Raw genomic sequence first — 15,822 nt, forward strand, 5'->3', positions numbered from 1 at the left:
ATTAACAATTAAGATATCTGCATGTTTTTTATTTTATTTAAAATCGCTTGCAGGGTAAATGAATTTAATTTTTTTTCGAGGGCGGTTTGAGCGTCCATAAAGTAGCCGTCAAGTAAAAAATTTATTCTTTGTGCAACAGGGCATTCGTTCGGAGGTGTATCATGTATTTTAAAAAGTTTGCCGTCTTTTACGGATTCTACCGCATTAAAAATATCGAGGAAGGTTATTTGGTTTGCATTTTTTTTTAATGCGATACCGCCTGTTCCTTGAGTAATTTCTATAAGCCCGGCATCTTTTAACGCGCCCATCAGTTTTCGTATAACTACCGGATTTGTCTTTACGCTTTCGGCAAGAAAATCGCTGGTTACCTTACACTTATCTTTAAAGAATTCCACGCAGAGTAGAATATGAATTGACACCGAAAATTTTGTTCCTATTTGCATAAGCCGTCCTAACCTTATATAGTTTATACTAAAACTATATAAGATACAATAGGTCGGACGGCTGATGGAGCTTTTATAAACTTACAACCGAAAAATTATCTTGAACGAATTTTGCATTTTCTACTTCATCAATCATAGCAACGGCATAATCGGCATAGCTTATTGTACTCTCTCCCTGCGAATTGAAAGAGAGCTCTTTACCTGCAAGTTTATATTTTCCGGTACGTTCACCTTCGACCTTAAAATACAATGGCGGCGATAAGTAAGTCCACAAAACATCTTTTCTTTCCTTTAATTCAAAAAAAGCATCCGTTTCTGCCTGTGCCAGGGGCCGGAATTCTTTGGGAAAATCGGGAGCATTAAGTAAGATTGTTTTATGCTCCTTGTCCGTGTAAAGGCAAGCTGCTCCTCCGACTACTAAAAGCCGCGTTTTAGTGTTTTTTAAGCAATCACATAAATGCCTTAATGAAGTGATGTGCAGATTAAAAGTTTCCGGTGTCCACGCGCCAAAGGCATCGATGACCGCATCAAAGCTTGCCAAATCTTCAGGTTTTAAATCAAATAAATCTTTTTGAAGAACCTTTACCTTTTCATTTTTAGCGCAAGGCTGACGGATAACGGCAGTTACATCAAAGCCCCGCATTACAGCTTCATTTGTGAGGCATTGACCTTGCTTTCCATTTGCTCCGATAATTGCAATCTTTTTCATTAGAACCTCCAATGTTTTTATACTATAGTTGTAACTATAATTGTTACAGCTATAGTATAATCTTTTGTTGATGTAATGTCAATAGTTACAACTAAAATTTTTTAATATATTTTATTCGTGCGGAGGGTTTAATACCCCGACGCTTTGCGTCGGGGTTGTTGATTTGAGATTCACATATAGTTCTATTTTTATTTCCAAATCATTAATTACACGGATATGATAAAATTTTCATCATAATATGGAATCAATGAATCATGAGAAACATGTTTTCTACCTTTGCTTGGCAAATTAACATGCGATCAAATGGATCGTTATGTATTTTTGGTGCCTTTTTAGAATAAGTAAGTGTTCCAAGTGCAGTTACATGATTTGGTTTTACATATAGGCAAGATAAATTTGCTTTAAGGCTTAGTTTATCCAAATGTTCTCCTGAAAATTGAAAAGAATCAGGATATTTTAAATGTTTAAGTTGAGCTTCCCAAATATTTATTGAGCTATAAAAAATGTCATTTTGAGGATTTAGTATAATTTTTCTAGCTTTTTGAGAAAGTCTTTTATCATTTTGGTGCAGCCATATTAAAATATGTGTATCTAATAAGATTTTCATATGTATTCCCCGAACATATCAATTATTTCATCATCATATGCGTTTATGTCATCGGGTGTTGAGAATTTCCCCTCTGCAAGTCCTATAATAGGAATTTTTTTTGAAAGGTGATTTTGATTCAAAAAGGAAATCTTATACTTTAATAATTCAATATATTCTGCCACAGATTCAAGGTATTCTTCGGGCAGTGTTTTCAATTCTTTTTCTAATGCACTGTAACTCATACTTTACCCCTTGCCTTCATAATTATATCACATTTTTTATCGGTAGTATACTAATCTTCTTTTTTTTAATATAATATATACATGAAAACTGTTAAACTATTTTCTTTATTTTTAATTTTATTGAGTCTGCTTGCAGTGATGGCAGGCTGTGCGAGTATGTATATTCATGGTTCAACCCCTGTTCAAAGAGCTATATCTGCTGCCGATCTTCTTATTGCAGGAAATATATCGGATGACTACATACGGGTTTATAAGAAAGAATCGGCTCAAGCTGAGCAATCGATTATGGATATGATTAGTAAGGCGGAGCGGTATGAGATATACTATGCCGATGTTGCAGATAATATTTCCGATTGGATGCTGCTTTACGTCCGCGTTACAACTCTTCAAAGAATGTATCCCGAAGGTTTATGGGGAAAGAGAGAATTTGCGGTTTTTGAAGCCCGAGATTACAGCAATCTAAAAGATAAGGCCTATACCAAAGCTACAGAAGCTCTTTATGATGAAGCTCTGCACATCGCGCGGACATCGGGAAACGATTCTAAAAGTATTTCAAAGGCATTAGCCAACTTAAAACGTGCAAAAAAATATTCCCGCCATTTGGATAACGAAATAAATTCATTGGGTGCCGATATAGCCTATAATGCTGCCGAATCTCTTTCTTATACAAATAGGCCGGATAATCTCCTTCAAGCTTCGGAATATTATATGCTTGCTCACTCATGGATTCCGGGATATAAGGAGGCTTTGGAAAAAAGCAGGTTTGCAAAAGAAAAGGCTGCATATCTTTATATTGAAGAAGGCCGCCAGAATCTGCGGTTAAAAGATTATACTGCATTCCGGCATGCAAAAAAAGCTTTTCAAAAAGCAGAAAAGATAATTCCGGGCATAGCTTCAAGAGAAATTGCAGAAGTAAATCGCCGTCTTACAGTAAGGCTTGTTATTGTGATGCCTGAAAATACTTATAATCAAAATGAAGAAGACAGAGTAAGGCGCGCAATAAGTTCCGAACTTGCTTCCGCAAAATCGGGCCCCGAAATTGTCGAAATAAATTTTACCAGAGGCGGAATGAGTTCTATCTTTAATCTTATCGATATTCGGGATGCTGATTTGGTTCTTACTCCTTCCGATAACTACGGAAAAGTTAAAGAGTCATACGGGCCTGTAAATACTTCAAACAAAAATGTTTCAAAAGTCATAAACGGAATTGTATACACAGGTATGATAACCGAGCAAAGTCAAGTCGTTACGGTTTATGCTCAAAACGATTTTGTTCTGTATGATATTCGAACTTGGCGAAAGAACGAATTGCGTTATTTTAGTAATACGGCAAATAAACTTTCCAAAACTTTCACAATGAGATATTACAGCGGTGCTCCTGAAGCAAAACCTGCCGATTTTGATCCCGGTTTTCTATATGAAGCCGGGCAATATAGGAGATTTTTTCCTGAACTAATGCAGTCAGGTAATTCGATGCACTTACTTACAAACTACTGGTCGCTAAATCAAGCAGGAAAAGAACTATGTAATGCAATTCAAAATCTGGAATATGTTGAGCGGCGATTGAAATAAATTACCTGCAGTGCTTTAAAGCGAATATTAAAAATCTTTAAAACATTCATTTTATCTCTTGAAAATTTTTATGAAAATGAATATTTTATACTAAAGTTCGACCTAGCATGGCCTTTAAAAGATGCTACTAGAATTTTATAGGAGACTTAATATGAACGATAAAAAGAGTATCAGCCAACTTCACGAGAGCACTGCAAGTAACAGTAGGGTTTTAAAACACGGTATAGGTTTTAGATTAACGCTTACGGTATCACTGGTATTATTCTTGGTGTTTGCCGGTAAGGCTGCCTATGACGCTGTTATACATTATTCCGAAGATTTGTCGGGGTATACACAGATTGCCATGGAAGAAAATAAAGCTTTAGCTAATGAGTTTGAAACTTTATTCGTTGATGTTGACCGCACTTCAATGGGAGTGATGTCTTTAGTTGAATATGAATTATCACTCCCTGAAAATCAAAGGGATAGAAATAAACTTGTAGAATATTTAAAACTTGTTTTGCAAAAGAGTCCTAACCTTTATGCAGTAGGCGTTTTTTTTGAACCTAATGCTTTTGACGGGAAAGATGCTGTTTTTGCAAATCAAGATTTCTATGGTGCAGACGGAAGGTTTATTCCTTATGTTGAACGCACCGAAAATAATTCCATAATAGTTGAATCGGTTTCAGGTATCAATGATTCTTCTAAAAATGAATGGTACAGAAAGCCCATGGAAGCAAAAAGGAATATTCTTATTTCTCCGTTTGAATTTAAAACAAATAAGGGTGTACGTATTCTTACTACTTATGCGGCACCTATAACAAATAAGGGAAAGATTATCGGTGTTTTTACTGCAGATATAGATGTAAGCTTTTTGCAAAAAACGATTGAAGAGTTTCCCGGAACTTCAAAGGAAAGTTTTAAAGAAGCTTTTTCGGCTGAAGGTATAACTATCGCAAACGGAACCGATTCTTCCCGTGTGATGGAAAATATTTTGGAACGCCGGCCTGAATTTAAAGAACTCTTTGACGTCGTACAGGAAGATAAAATTTCGGAAAAAGTTTTTATCTCTCATACTTCAGGAAAAAAATCGCAATACATCTTTCTTCCTGTTCAAATATCAGGCGTAAAAGAGAATTGGGTTTTTGTTTCTGTGGATTCGATAGACTCTTTTACCAAGGGTGCAAAAAATAATTTGATAACGACAATCATTCAATATATAGGAATACTTATCGGTGTTATTATTTTGATGTTTGTTCTTATTACAAGAGCCGTAAGTAAACCGCTTCAGTTTACGGCCAATGCACTTAAAAATATTTCGCAAGGCGAAGGAGATTTAACGGTACGGCTTCCTGTAAAAGGAAGCGATGAAATAGCCGAACTTTCTGATTATTTTAATCAGACGATTGCTAAAATAGGAAAAGCAATTGAATCTGTCGGAAAAAATACTCAAATTATGCAGGAGGTCGGCGGTTCATTGTCAAGCAACATGACCGAAACGGCAAGTGCGATACACCAGATAAGCACAAACATTGAGAGTGTAAAACAACAAGTTTTAAATCAGAGTGCAAGCGTAACGGAGACCGCTTCTACTACCGAACAGATTATTCAGATGATCAAAGCTTTAAATACAAGCATTGAAAATCAGGCAGCGAGTGTTACCGAATCTTCTTCGGCTATTGAACAAATGGTTGCGAACATAGCTTCGATTACCGATACTCTTGAAAAAACCGATGGAGTTATAAAAACTCTTGCAGATGCTACCGCTGATGGAAAAGATACTGTTTTATCTGCGAATACGGTAACGCAAAAAATAGCGGAAGAGTCGGGAGGCTTACTTGAAGCTTCAAGTGTTATTCAACATATTGCAAGTCAAACAAACTTGCTTGCAATGAACGCTGCTATTGAAGCCGCTCATGCAGGGGAAGCCGGAAAAGGTTTTGCCGTAGTTGCGGATGAGATAAGAAAACTTGCAGAAGAATCGAGTACTCAAGGAAAGACGATTACTGCTACATTAAAGATTTTAAGCACCGAAATAGAAATGCTTTCAGCTTCAGCAAAGACTGCCGAAGAAAAGTTTAACATAATTTTCAATCTGACGGAACAAGTTAAAGCTATGAGTGCAAGACTGACTGAAGCAATGCGTGAACAGGAAAATGGAAGTAAAGAAGTTCTTACCGCAATAAGAGATATAAATTCCATTACTACTCATGTAAGCGCAAGTTCTGCAGAAATGTTGAACGGAGGAGAGAATGTCGCTAAGGAAATGAATAAACTCGATGCTCTTACCCGTATCATAACCGACAGTATGAATGAAATGGCTGCCGGAGCTTTGCAGATAAATAATGCCGTTCAAGAGGTCAGCGAAATAACTCAACAAAACAAACAGAGTATTGAAGATTTATCTAAAGAGGTAAATAAATTTAAGGTGTAAATCTTTTAAGGCCGTCATCATTTAGGTGACGGCTTTTATTTTTTGTTAAACGGTTGAAAATTATAGAAAAATAAATAAAATAGAATAGGGGTAAAAAATGACAATTCATGAATTCGGCCGGCAGAATGGAGAAAAGATTCTTTTGATTCATCCTTCGTGCGTAAAATGGGATTACTTTGAGAAAGTCATTCCCTTGCTTGAAGACCGATATCACTTAATTGTTCCTGCCTTGCCCGGCTATGATTTTGATCGGGAAAGTGATTTTACAAGCGTTGAACAAATTGCTTCGGAACTGACTGAATGGATGAAAGAGAATGACTACAGACACCTTTATTCCGTTTACGGCTGTTCTATGGGCGGCTCTATCGCCTTGCTGATGACTCTGGAGAAAAAAATAAGGATCGATCACTGCATAATGGACGGCGGAATTACACCTTATGAACTGCCTTGGCTCTTGACACGCTTTATTGCCTTGCGCGATTATCTTATGGTGATGATAGGAAGAATAGGCGGTGTAAGATTGTTGTCAAGAGTTTTTTCTACGGATGAGTATAGCAAAGAAGACATAGAATACGCAGCTGAAGTTTTGCGGCACAGCAGCCGAAAGACTCTATGGAGGAGTTTTGATTCCTGCAATAATTATAAGATACCTTTTCCTATTCCCGGCCTTTCCACAAAAATTCATTATTGGTATGCCGAGACTGAAGAAAAAGCTCGCTCCTGGGATATCCGCTATATGAAAAAATATTTCCCCCAAACAGATTTTAAGATTCTGCCTAAGCTCGGACATGGCGGACTTGTTTTGCTTAAACCTAAGCTTTTTAAAGAGATGATTGTGGGGATGTGAAATTAACTGCTTAGGATTAAGTTTTAAGAATTGTTTAAAAACTATTGTTTTATTTTATTGCGGGTTATCTCACCTGATGCAATTCCTAAGCCTAAATCTACTAAGTCCTTTTGAGTATATATCATTTTTTTATTATTGAGTTCAAGAAATATAAGCATTACATGAACCCCTATTCTTTTATTACCGTCAATAAACGGATGATTTTGAATGAGTGCATAGCAAAGCTGGGCTGCTTTGTCAATAATGTCGACATAGAGTTCTTTTCTATTGAATGTTTGGAATGGGGAATGTAATGCTGAATCGAGAAGACCCTCATCTCTTATGCCGTCTATTCCGCCGGTTGCATTGATAAGGCTACGGTGTATTTCTTTGACCTGATGTTGTGTAAAGAAAATCACTGTGCCAGAGCCTTATATGCTTCAAGATTTTTATTTATAAGATTATTGGAAACTTCAAAAAGTGTTTTGTCCGCAACGATTTCGGCCTTTGTTCCGAATAATGAAGTAGCCGATAAGTTATCTGCTTGAGTTTCTTTCATGTTTTCTTCGTGCGTTTGTTTACTCAATTCTTTATTTTTTAGAAACAGATATTCAATATAGTGCTGTAATTCTTTTGAAAGCAAATTATATTGATGTAACATTACCTCATTCATAGATACCTCCATCCTATTGCCATTATATCACATTTTGCTGTTTGTTTGAACTACCTATGAGTCTTCATTTCCTTTATCGACAGAGAATTTGCATCGTCTTTGATAAGATACGTAGTTCCGGTTTTATTTGCTTATCCTTGTCGTACCACGTTAGTTCAAGTTTTTGGGACATGTATACAGTATAGCACAAAAGAGGGAAAGGTGGGAGGGGGCAAAGATTTTAGCAACCTAAAACCATATTTATAAAAATTGAAATAGCTTCTAACCGATAGTGGAAATGGATGATAATAAAGCTCCCGTTATTTTTTCTAATGTTTCATCTCTTCTTTTTATTGTTAAAGTACATTGCCAAACTACTATCACATTATACCCCATTTTTTTTAAATCACTTATATTTTTCCTATCTCTAATAATGTTTTTATCTATTTTTTCTTTCCAGAAATTAAAATTGGTTGTAGGTAGAGCGGCTTTTTTACAGTTTTTATGACCGTGCCAAAAACAACCGTTGACAAAAATAACGGTTTTATATTTGGGTAAAACTATATCGGGTTTTCCCGGTAAAGTTTTAACGTTTTTACGATATCTGAATCCTTTTGCAAAAAGATATTTACGTACTAAAATTTCAGGTTTTGTTTCTTTTCCTGAAATTTTAGACATAATTTCACTTCGTTTTTTTTGAGAAAATTTATCCATATTTTTTAATTCAATTGCTTAAATACTTCTTTAAATGTCTTTTTATATTTAGTGCCTGTATTTTACAGAATTGCGGCGGTAAAGCGTTTCCTATCATCAACGCTATTTTTGAAATAGGTACATCAGTAGGAAATTTATAATTCCTAGGAAACGATTGTAATAATGCCGCTTCACGTGCGGAAATACAACGATCTTGTTCGGGATGTAAAAATCGCCCCTTTGAAGGATTTAAACATCCTCCTGTGATAGTTGTCGAATAATCGTTCCACCGCAATCTACCGTAAACATCATTAAAACCTACATTCGCTTTTTTATGGCATTCCAATTGTCTACTTTCTCCCAAGTCTTTTCTACTCCCTCCGTCATGAGGAATATCTCGGATTAAATCTTGAATTCTTTTTGTATGTTTAGGATATATTTTATGCAATTTGTCGGAGGATTCTTCGGGTTTGGGTAAACTGCCTATTTTTTCTTTTACCGTTACTTTTTTATTGGACGGTTTTGCTATCTCTATAGGTCCCAATCTTGAACCTACCATTACCAATCGCTTCCTATTTTGCGGAACTCCATAATCTTTAACATTAACCGTTTTATAATATACAACATATCCTATATCTTTTAATTCTTTTACGGCTTGTTCAAAATTTGATGATAATGCAAGACCGGGAACATTTTCCATCATAAAGGTAAATGGATTTAGTTCTTTTATGAAACGAACATATTCATCGATAAGATTGTTTCTATCATCTGCAACGGGATTGGGTTTATTAAGTCTACGTATGGCACTGAAACCTTGACATGGCGGACATCCGGCTAATAAGTGAATTTTTTCATCCTTTAAACTTGCCTTTATTTCGTTCATATCAACTTGGCGAATATCTTTTGTTATTACTTCTACTTCCTTATGATTCATGGAATAGGAGCGAGATGCAACCTCATCAATTTCAAATGCATATTTAGTTTGGAAACCCGCTTGTCGAAGCCCTTCAGTTAATCCCCCGACCCCGGAAAATAGATCTATAGCCGTAAAAGTCATTTTTTCGAATCCTCATTTTGTATCGCTTGTTCGAATTTATTTTTTAAATAGTCCGATAGTGTTTTCGGAAAATCGGGACAACCGTAACCCGTAATATTGTCTTGTATGAATTGTATGAGTTGGTTTTTAAAATTTTCGGAAATTGAAACGACTTTTGCTATAGTATTTCTATCATGTGTATCGACATAATCAAGTGCTTTCTTATTCTTTATCTTCCTTTGTTCATTTTTATCTTTTACGGAAGGAGGAGAAATTTCTATAGTTCTTATCGATTTTGGGCAAAGGATATAATCAAAAAAATTATCATTAATCGGAATTGCAGGTAATACGGCTATATTTTCAATACCTTGGGTATTTGTTAAAGAAGTAGGTCTAAAATGATTCGATTTAGTGAGCTCTCCGAATAAATCTTTGCATTTTTCATTTTTGTCAATTTTATATAAAGGTATTACAGCTAAAAAACCGTAATTTTTACACCAAAATTTTTCCATGTGACAGTCTGAGGAAAAAACCAAAAATAAATCATCTTGATATTTTATTATATCGCCTTGTTTGATTTGATTACTTTTCGAGCTATAATATAATCTATAAGACCATATTTTTTTTATGATATCTTCATAAATATCTTTCTTCTCATTTGCGGATGTTTCTAAAGCAGGGAGATTTTCTATCAGCTTTTGTTTATATTTGTCAAAAATGATACCTGCAAATTCTTCCGGTTCAATAATAAATTCATTATTTTCCTGATACCCGAAAGAGTTTATAAATTCTTGAACAGATAATGAGGATATTTCAGATAATACTTCATTTAAACTTTTATTTGAATTGTACAGTAATTCTTTTGCATATTTATATGAAAAATTGGATTCGAATCTTTTTTTTGCCTCTTCTATGACTTCATGAACACTTTTTTCAGCATTTTTCTTATCATCTAGCGGTTGACCTTTTTCTATAAGAGTTAATCTCTCTTCGTAAGGTTTGAACTTTTCTTTTTGAAGTATATCGATAAGTTCATCATTTTTATCCGCTCCGGTATATATTATTATGATGGAATGTGTTGATTTTAATAGTTCAAATAAATGTACTTCGGAGCTATCGGAGCTTGGTGAATCATTATAATCCCAATCATACAAGATAACATCAGGGTTAAGATAATTTCCGTTGTTTCTATGATTTACAAAAAATTGAGGAGCGGTAAATGCATAGCACTCCCAATCTATGGGGTCTTCTAAAAGAGATTCAATTATACTTTTTACATTCTCATCTTCCGACCAATTGGTTGTATCGTTTTTCAATAAAAATCTTAAGACTTGTTGATCAATTAATTTTGTCTCTTCAAAATATTCATGAAATTGACTAACTGGTATTTTGTCATCAATATAGCAGACCATTGTTTTCATTTGGCATTCTCCTTTGCTTCCGGAACTCTTTCAAAGTCTATAGTTATTTGTGCTCCTTGCATATCAGGTATTCTTTCGCTTTTTCCGGTTTCGTATATTTTTCCGTTCATGGCAGCCATATATGATTTACATATATACAAACCCAATCCGCTCGGTGGAATTTTCAAACTATAACCGGGTTCAAATAAATAAGGGCGTATTGAATCATCGATTCCGATTCCCGAATCGGCAAATATGAGAGTTCTATATTCTTTGTTCAGCTGTATTTTTATTTTTCGTTTTTTTATATCTTTTGACATCATCCAATAGATACTGTTGTCTATAAGATTTATCATAATTTGGTTAAATGTGGAGTATCTTGCATATACTTGAAAATCATCGGCAAAATCAACGATGACTTGTACTTCCGCTTTTTTTAAAGCCGTAGCATATATTTCTAAGGCATATTTTATTGATTGAGATAGGTAGAATTCTCTTCTGTTTTCATTTCGTATGGTTCTTAAAGGACTTAAACGTTTTAATTCGGATTTTAAAGAATTTGAAGCATCCTTTAAAGTTTCAAGTTTCATTTTATCCGCATTCCCGGTATTTATTAAGTATGATATACCGTTGTAAAAGTTACTTGCTATCTTGGTTAATTCATGCAGGGAAACCGCCACTGCTATTCCGAACCCTGCTTGTTCGGTTATTTTTTCTTGAATATTTTCTATCACCTCAATACTCTTTTTTAAATTTTTTATTGAGGATTCAAGGTTTACAAGGCCTTCTTTGCGCTCTGCAACGGTATTACCGAATCGTTCAAGTATACTCCATGGGTCGTTTAAAATTTCATAATTATCATTAATACTTTTTATCAGGGCAGCACTGTCAGCGGTAACGGTTTTCAGTTTTTGAGGATCACGTATGAGTCCTTTCGTTAATTCATTGTATGTATTGCGTACCGATATATATCTTATTTCCACTATATTTTGAATAACGGTTTCAACCAATTTGGATAAATCCAAATAAGCGGTATTTTCAAGCATCCCCTCTCTATTTGTTTTATCAATTAGCTCAAAATTTTCCGACTGTTCTATTTCTATATTACCGATCATATGATAATATGAAATTCTAAAAGCTTGCTTTATTTGCCTTTGTGATAAATTGAGCCAATCGTTTTTTGTTCCTGATTCGGCTGGGAAAATTATTACATTATCACGATAAATTGATATGCCTCCGTATTCTGCCAGATAGTCTTTCATTTCTTTTGCATCTATACCGTCTATCCACGGTTTTTCTCTGTACCAAACATCCAAATGCATATAAAATGCACCGCATTCAGGTGAGCGGAATATATTTTCTTTCGTCATCCAATAATCAGGTGACGGTATTTTAAGATCATAGTTTTCATCGCTCCATTTCTCTTTCGGCAGGGGTATACAGGCTGGCGGGTTAAATTTCAATGTATAGTTGTCGGCAATACCGTTTTTATTAACAAAGATATCCAAACTGAAAATGGGATCGAATTTTTTATATACCTCTTCTTGCTCCAAATCATCAATTTGCGGGCACTCCACCGATGCAGAAAACGGCGGTTTCATTTTCTCAGGGTTGGGATTTGGTGTATTTAATCTCAAAACGGATTTATTTATATCGCGTATTTTATCTTCCGTTAATTCAAAGCCTTCTTTACCGCCGAATATGATAATTTTTGTCCATGATTTTATTTTATTGCTTTCTTGAAAAATTTGTCGTCGCGTGAGCTTTACAGGTATTCCGTTTAAATCTTTCGGTACTCCATCCTTAGAATCAAAATCATCCCAATTAACGGACAGAATATTCGCAAAGTCGGTATTTTTAGTCTTAGTTTCTATCAATAATTTTCGTCCAAGCCTATGTGTTGCAAACCGTCCGACTCCTTTTTCTCCTAATGGAATTCTTCCTCCGTTTTCTTTTGATATCTGATCGACAATTGTATTGTATGAAGCGAGCTTTCCTGATTTTTCGGCTTTTTCGCGTTCTTTTTTCAGTTTTTCTTTGACTTCCGTTTTTATGGTAGAAGCGGGTCTTAACCATCCGTTTTCAATAATATCTTTATCCATACCGTCACCGTCATCTTCGATAATGATGACAGGTCCTTCAAAATCATTATATTTATATTCAGTCAAATCCGCTGTTTTCAAATTAGGTATTTTTTCGAATCTTATTTTACAATATGATGCATTTGCGTCTATAGAGTTTTTTACAAGTTCTAATATTCCTACTTTTTCCGAGCCTATAAGTTGTTCTCCCAATACTTTAATCAGGTGAGCATCCGCACTAAAGTTCACCAAAAGTTGACCGTCCATGCATACATTATCCAAAAACTCAGGAGAAATTTTTCTAACGGCATTGTTATAGTTATATGTTTCGGGATTATACTTTTGTTCTATAATCTCTCCTGCTGCATTTTTATAACTTACAGGATTTGCAAAGGTGTTATACTCGGATATTTCTATGAATGAAAAGTCTTTATTAGTCTTATCTTCAAATGGCGGTTTATGTATTTTACCGTAACCGTAAAATACTCCTCCTCCTTTTTTGTACGGTTCATAATAAATAAATTCTATAGGTAAATCTTGAAATGATGATAGGTAATTTTTCTTGTTATTTGAAGGAAAATGATAGAATTTCCCAATAAAATCATTGTATTCGTCGCCCTCTCTATATTGTGTTAAAACCAAACAGTTCCTTGTTTTCATATAATAAGCTCTAAACCCTTTATTTTATAATTTTATAGAAAAAAATCATCTTCCTTTATTTTACTATATTTTCTTTTATTTTTCTATATTGCGACCGAATATATAGCTCGTTTTTTTAGTTTCACTAGCCCCCCCATTCCAGCCGCTCTCTTATGGTTGCAATCGATGCCATATTGTAGCTGAAATATATGACCTATTACAGCTACAATATGACACATGTTTCAGCACTACACTAGACGGTCTAGTGTAGTACTGCAATAGGACACCTATTACGGCTGCAATATGGCACATGTTTCAGTACTACACGAGGTGCCATAGTGAAATACCTGAAACGAAGTCTTTTTTTAGATAAAATTAGTATAAATTCTACAAAATTTGTAGATTTTTTTTGTAAATTTGTTGACTTTATTCTTTATTTTGTGTATTATATAAACATAAGGAGTTATGAGTATGGGGGCTATGACATTGTATGGTAAGGCTTTAAGGAAGCTTCGTGTAGAACATGAGCTTACGCTTAAAGCACTGTCGGAGAAGTTAGATTGGGAATTATCACCGGCGTACTTATCTGCAATAGAGATAGGTAAGAGGGCAATCCCTCACGACCTTTCCGACAAAGTAAAGGAAAAATTGGGGCTTAGTGATGCGGAGTACAACGAGTTAAAGGAGGCCGAATATAAATCCGCAAGCGAGCTAAAGCTAAATTTTAATGAGATGGAAGAATATCAGGCAGAAACGGCACTCGTTTTTGCACGATTATTAAAAAACTTTGACACTGAAAAGTGTAAAAAACTGCAGAGTATGATGCAGAAACCCTAAATTATCGGAACAGCATACTTATGTCCGGTGAAAGGAGAAATTTTATTGGAAAAGATAAAAAGACTAAAAACGGTATGCATCAGTGAGGCTGACTTATTGATAATCGCCGTGATTGTACACTGCATTTTGAAAACGGACACAATGTATGTAAATGTCCTGGCTCTTATAGAGCTGAAACTGCAAAAGTTTGATGAACATTTTCAATTTATTGTGCTTGAAAAGGACGAGTTTATCAGCGAAGTAAAAGACAAGAATATTCAGGCTTTTACCGAAATTATTCCGCAGAGTAATGAAGCGGTTCATTCCATTGTTGTGCCTTCCGATGTGTATGATGGTGCCTGTAAGGGTAACTTTCAGGATAGGATGACTTTGGCACATGAACTTGCTCACTACATATTGCACGGTATTTTGAAAATACCCGTCAGTGAATTGCAGGATGGGGAGATCTGCTCAAAGTATGAAGACCCTGAAGCAATTGCAGATATGCTGGCTAGGTTTTTATTGTCGGTCTGCGGTCTTGTTCAAAATATGAGTACTGCAGAATTATCGGCCGAATGCGGCTTAAGTGAGCAGGATGCCGTATCGGTACAAAAAGAATATAAGGAGGGTGTAGCGAAAATACTGTTTAGTATCAAGACAGTGCTGTTCAAGCACAAAATAAGCTCAAAGTCGGCAGCATAGCATTCGGCTTTGAGCTTATTTTTTAAGGATGTTACCATCTCTTTTAAGCATAAGACAATGGTAGCACTCCTTAAAAATAAAGTCAAGAGCTGTATTAAGAAATTTTATAGCTCATCGTTTTCTATATTTAATTTTTAAGGAGGAAATTCTATGATGAATTTTCAAATCCCTGAACACCGGGTAAGTATGGTGTTGTACAAGAACCGTTTTGATAAAACGGGAGAATCATTTTATGGGCGGGTACACCGCAGTAATAAGACGCTCAGTCTTGAAAATCTTATAAGCTTGATTGATGAGCGGGATACGGGCATATCGGCACATTTGGTACAGCATAGTGCACAGCTGCTGCATGAAGAAATTATGAGGCAGCTTAGACAAGGTAAGGCTGTAAATGTGCTGGGCATAGGTACTTTCTATCTTGCCGCTGACGGTATAGTGAAGGGCAAAAACCCGACACCTGCCGATGCTCCGCCTCTGTGCCTGCGTTTTACTCCTTCTGCGGAAGTAAACAAAAGCTTAAAAAAGCTTTCGGTTTCGCTTGTAGTACAGTCGCAGCACGATCCTCAAATCGATGCGGTAAGAGATTTATTTAGTCAAAAAGACAATGAGATTATTACTTGCGGAAAATCGCTTAGAGTTTCGGGAAACCGAATCCGCATTCTAGGTACATTGGAAGACTGCGGTGTATACTGTGTACCTCAAGACGGTTCGGAGCCTATAAAGGTAAAAGAGGAACACATCTTTACCAACACTCCTTCGTTGGTGGAATTCTTTGTTCCCGCCGAACTTGAAAAAGATACACAATACGCTATCCGTATTTGTACTCAGTTTTCTTCCGGCAAGATAACCGTAAAAGAGCTCCGTACTACGGAAACGGATTTTTATCTAAAAGCGGTATAGGTTGGCTAAGGCGGAAAAGCTGTTTGCCGTTCCGCCTTAATCTTTTACAGACGAAAATTTTCCGGCTAATCTGCAAAAGGAATTAGCCGGATTTTTTGTTTTTAAAACA

Annotated in this window: 16 protein-coding genes; 6 read left to right on the forward strand and 10 right to left on the reverse strand. The window is 35.5% G+C overall.

Going from position 1 to position 15,822, the window contains the following annotated elements; translation table 11 throughout:
• Window positions 1-8: 8 nt before the first annotated feature.
• The 4 genes from E4O01_RS00965 to E4O01_RS00980 form a co-directional block, all read right to left on the reverse strand.
• Window positions 9-443, reverse strand: a complete 435-nt coding sequence (locus tag E4O01_RS00965) for an Rrf2 family transcriptional regulator (protein ID WP_253693330.1) — start codon at window positions 441-443, stop codon at window positions 9-11.
• Between the two features lie 73 nt (window positions 444-516).
• Window positions 517-1,152, reverse strand: coding sequence for an SDR family oxidoreductase (locus tag E4O01_RS00970; RefSeq protein ID WP_253693333.1), 636 nt, complete (start codon window positions 1,150-1,152; stop codon window positions 517-519).
• A gap of 244 nt (window positions 1,153-1,396) precedes the next feature.
• Complete coding sequence (locus tag E4O01_RS00975; protein WP_253693336.1) at window positions 1,397-1,759, reverse strand: type II toxin-antitoxin system VapC family toxin; 363 nt, start codon at window positions 1,757-1,759, stop codon at window positions 1,397-1,399.
• Window positions 1,756-1,983, reverse strand: coding sequence for a DUF2281 domain-containing protein (locus E4O01_RS00980; protein WP_253693339.1), 228 nt, complete (start codon window positions 1,981-1,983; stop codon window positions 1,756-1,758). The genes E4O01_RS00975 and E4O01_RS00980 overlap by 4 nt, the downstream gene beginning before the upstream one ends.
• 81 nt (window positions 1,984-2,064) lie before the next feature.
• Here E4O01_RS00980 and E4O01_RS00985 point away from each other — a divergent pair, with 81 nt between their 5' ends.
• From E4O01_RS00985 to E4O01_RS00995, 3 genes are all read left to right on the forward strand, one after another.
• A complete protein-coding gene (locus tag E4O01_RS00985; RefSeq protein WP_253693342.1) occupies window positions 2,065-3,555 on the forward strand; it encodes a hypothetical protein in 1,491 nt (496 codons plus the stop codon).
• Window positions 3,556-3,706: 151 nt separating this feature from the next.
• Entirely contained in the window at window positions 3,707-5,968 is a 2,262-nt protein-coding gene (locus tag E4O01_RS00990; protein WP_253693345.1) for a methyl-accepting chemotaxis protein, read from the forward strand.
• A gap of 97 nt (window positions 5,969-6,065) precedes the next feature.
• Entirely contained in the window at window positions 6,066-6,815 is a 750-nt protein-coding gene (locus E4O01_RS00995) for an alpha/beta fold hydrolase (RefSeq protein ID WP_253693348.1), read from the forward strand.
• Window positions 6,816-6,856: 41 nt separating this feature from the next.
• Here the strand turns inward: E4O01_RS00995 and E4O01_RS01000 are convergent, their stop codons facing one another.
• From E4O01_RS01000 to E4O01_RS01025, 6 genes are all read right to left on the reverse strand, one after another.
• Window positions 6,857-7,213 carry a type II toxin-antitoxin system death-on-curing family toxin gene (locus E4O01_RS01000; protein WP_253693350.1) on the reverse strand — a complete coding sequence of 119 codons (357 nt, stop codon included), beginning with the start codon at window positions 7,211-7,213 and terminating at the stop codon, window positions 6,857-6,859.
• On the reverse strand, window positions 7,210-7,467 hold the full coding sequence (locus E4O01_RS01005; RefSeq protein ID WP_253693352.1) for a hypothetical protein: 258 nt from the start codon (window positions 7,465-7,467) through the stop codon (window positions 7,210-7,212). The genes E4O01_RS01000 and E4O01_RS01005 overlap by 4 nt, the downstream gene beginning before the upstream one ends.
• A gap of 261 nt (window positions 7,468-7,728) precedes the next feature.
• Window positions 7,729-8,160, reverse strand: a complete 432-nt coding sequence (locus tag E4O01_RS01010; RefSeq protein ID WP_253686837.1) for a very short patch repair endonuclease — start codon at window positions 8,158-8,160, stop codon at window positions 7,729-7,731.
• Between the two features lie 10 nt (window positions 8,161-8,170).
• A complete protein-coding gene (locus E4O01_RS01015) occupies window positions 8,171-9,196 on the reverse strand; it encodes a DNA cytosine methyltransferase (RefSeq protein ID WP_253693358.1) in 1,026 nt (341 codons plus the stop codon).
• Window positions 9,193-10,596, reverse strand: a complete 1,404-nt coding sequence (locus tag E4O01_RS01020; protein WP_253693361.1) for a hypothetical protein — start codon at window positions 10,594-10,596, stop codon at window positions 9,193-9,195. The genes E4O01_RS01015 and E4O01_RS01020 overlap by 4 nt, the downstream gene beginning before the upstream one ends.
• Window positions 10,593-13,316: a sensor histidine kinase gene (locus E4O01_RS01025; protein ID WP_253693364.1), complete on the reverse strand. Its 2,724-nt coding sequence runs from the start codon at window positions 13,314-13,316 to the stop codon at window positions 10,593-10,595. The genes E4O01_RS01020 and E4O01_RS01025 overlap by 4 nt, the downstream gene beginning before the upstream one ends.
• Window positions 13,317-13,760: 444 nt before the next feature.
• Between E4O01_RS01025 and E4O01_RS01030 the strand changes: the two genes are divergently transcribed.
• From E4O01_RS01030 to E4O01_RS01040, 3 genes are all read left to right on the forward strand, one after another.
• Window positions 13,761-14,132, forward strand: coding sequence for a helix-turn-helix domain-containing protein (locus tag E4O01_RS01030; RefSeq protein ID WP_253730166.1), 372 nt, complete (start codon window positions 13,761-13,763; stop codon window positions 14,130-14,132).
• Window positions 14,133-14,177: 45 nt separating this feature from the next.
• Window positions 14,178-14,813 carry an ImmA/IrrE family metallo-endopeptidase gene (locus E4O01_RS01035; protein ID WP_253693370.1) on the forward strand — a complete coding sequence of 212 codons (636 nt, stop codon included), beginning with the start codon at window positions 14,178-14,180 and terminating at the stop codon, window positions 14,811-14,813.
• Between the two features lie 150 nt (window positions 14,814-14,963).
• Entirely contained in the window at window positions 14,964-15,713 is a 750-nt protein-coding gene (locus E4O01_RS01040; protein ID WP_253693373.1) for a DUF4469 domain-containing protein, read from the forward strand.
• Window positions 15,714-15,822 lie beyond the last annotated feature (109 nt).

It is taken from the genome of Treponema sp. OMZ 790, from assembly GCF_024181285.1.
GTDB lineage: Bacteria > Spirochaetota > Spirochaetia > Treponematales > Treponemataceae > Treponema_B.

What these genes read in the sequence shown, in the direction of transcription:
- E4O01_RS01005 (WP_253693352.1), bottom strand. Translation starts at nt 7,467, where the DNA reads ATGAATGAGGTAATGTTACATCAATATAATTTGCTTTCAAAAGAATTA.
- E4O01_RS00990 (WP_253693345.1), top strand. Translation starts at nt 3,707, where the DNA reads ATGAACGATAAAAAGAGTATCAGCCAACTTCACGAGAGCACTGCAAGT.
- E4O01_RS01040 (WP_253693373.1), top strand. Translation starts at nt 14,964, where the DNA reads ATGATGAATTTTCAAATCCCTGAACACCGGGTAAGTATGGTGTTGTAC.
- E4O01_RS00965 (WP_253693330.1), bottom strand. Translation starts at nt 443, where the DNA reads ATGCAAATAGGAACAAAATTTTCGGTGTCAATTCATATTCTACTCTGC.
- E4O01_RS01030 (WP_253730166.1), top strand. Translation starts at nt 13,761, where the DNA reads ATGAGTATGGGGGCTATGACATTGTATGGTAAGGCTTTAAGGAAGCTT.
- E4O01_RS01015 (WP_253693358.1), bottom strand. Translation starts at nt 9,196, where the DNA reads ATGACTTTTACGGCTATAGATCTATTTTCCGGGGTCGGGGGATTAACT.
- E4O01_RS00985 (WP_253693342.1), top strand. Translation starts at nt 2,065, where the DNA reads ATGAAAACTGTTAAACTATTTTCTTTATTTTTAATTTTATTGAGTCTG.
- E4O01_RS00995 (WP_253693348.1), top strand. Translation starts at nt 6,066, where the DNA reads ATGACAATTCATGAATTCGGCCGGCAGAATGGAGAAAAGATTCTTTTG.
- E4O01_RS00975 (WP_253693336.1), bottom strand. Translation starts at nt 1,759, where the DNA reads ATGAAAATCTTATTAGATACACATATTTTAATATGGCTGCACCAAAAT.
- E4O01_RS00970 (WP_253693333.1), bottom strand. Translation starts at nt 1,152, where the DNA reads ATGAAAAAGATTGCAATTATCGGAGCAAATGGAAAGCAAGGTCAATGC.
- E4O01_RS01025 (WP_253693364.1), bottom strand. Translation starts at nt 13,316, where the DNA reads ATGAAAACAAGGAACTGTTTGGTTTTAACACAATATAGAGAGGGCGAC.
- E4O01_RS01020 (WP_253693361.1), bottom strand. Translation starts at nt 10,596, where the DNA reads ATGAAAACAATGGTCTGCTATATTGATGACAAAATACCAGTTAGTCAA.
- E4O01_RS01010 (WP_253686837.1), bottom strand. Translation starts at nt 8,160, where the DNA reads ATGGATAAATTTTCTCAAAAAAAACGAAGTGAAATTATGTCTAAAATT.
- E4O01_RS00980 (WP_253693339.1), bottom strand. Translation starts at nt 1,983, where the DNA reads ATGAGTTACAGTGCATTAGAAAAAGAATTGAAAACACTGCCCGAAGAA.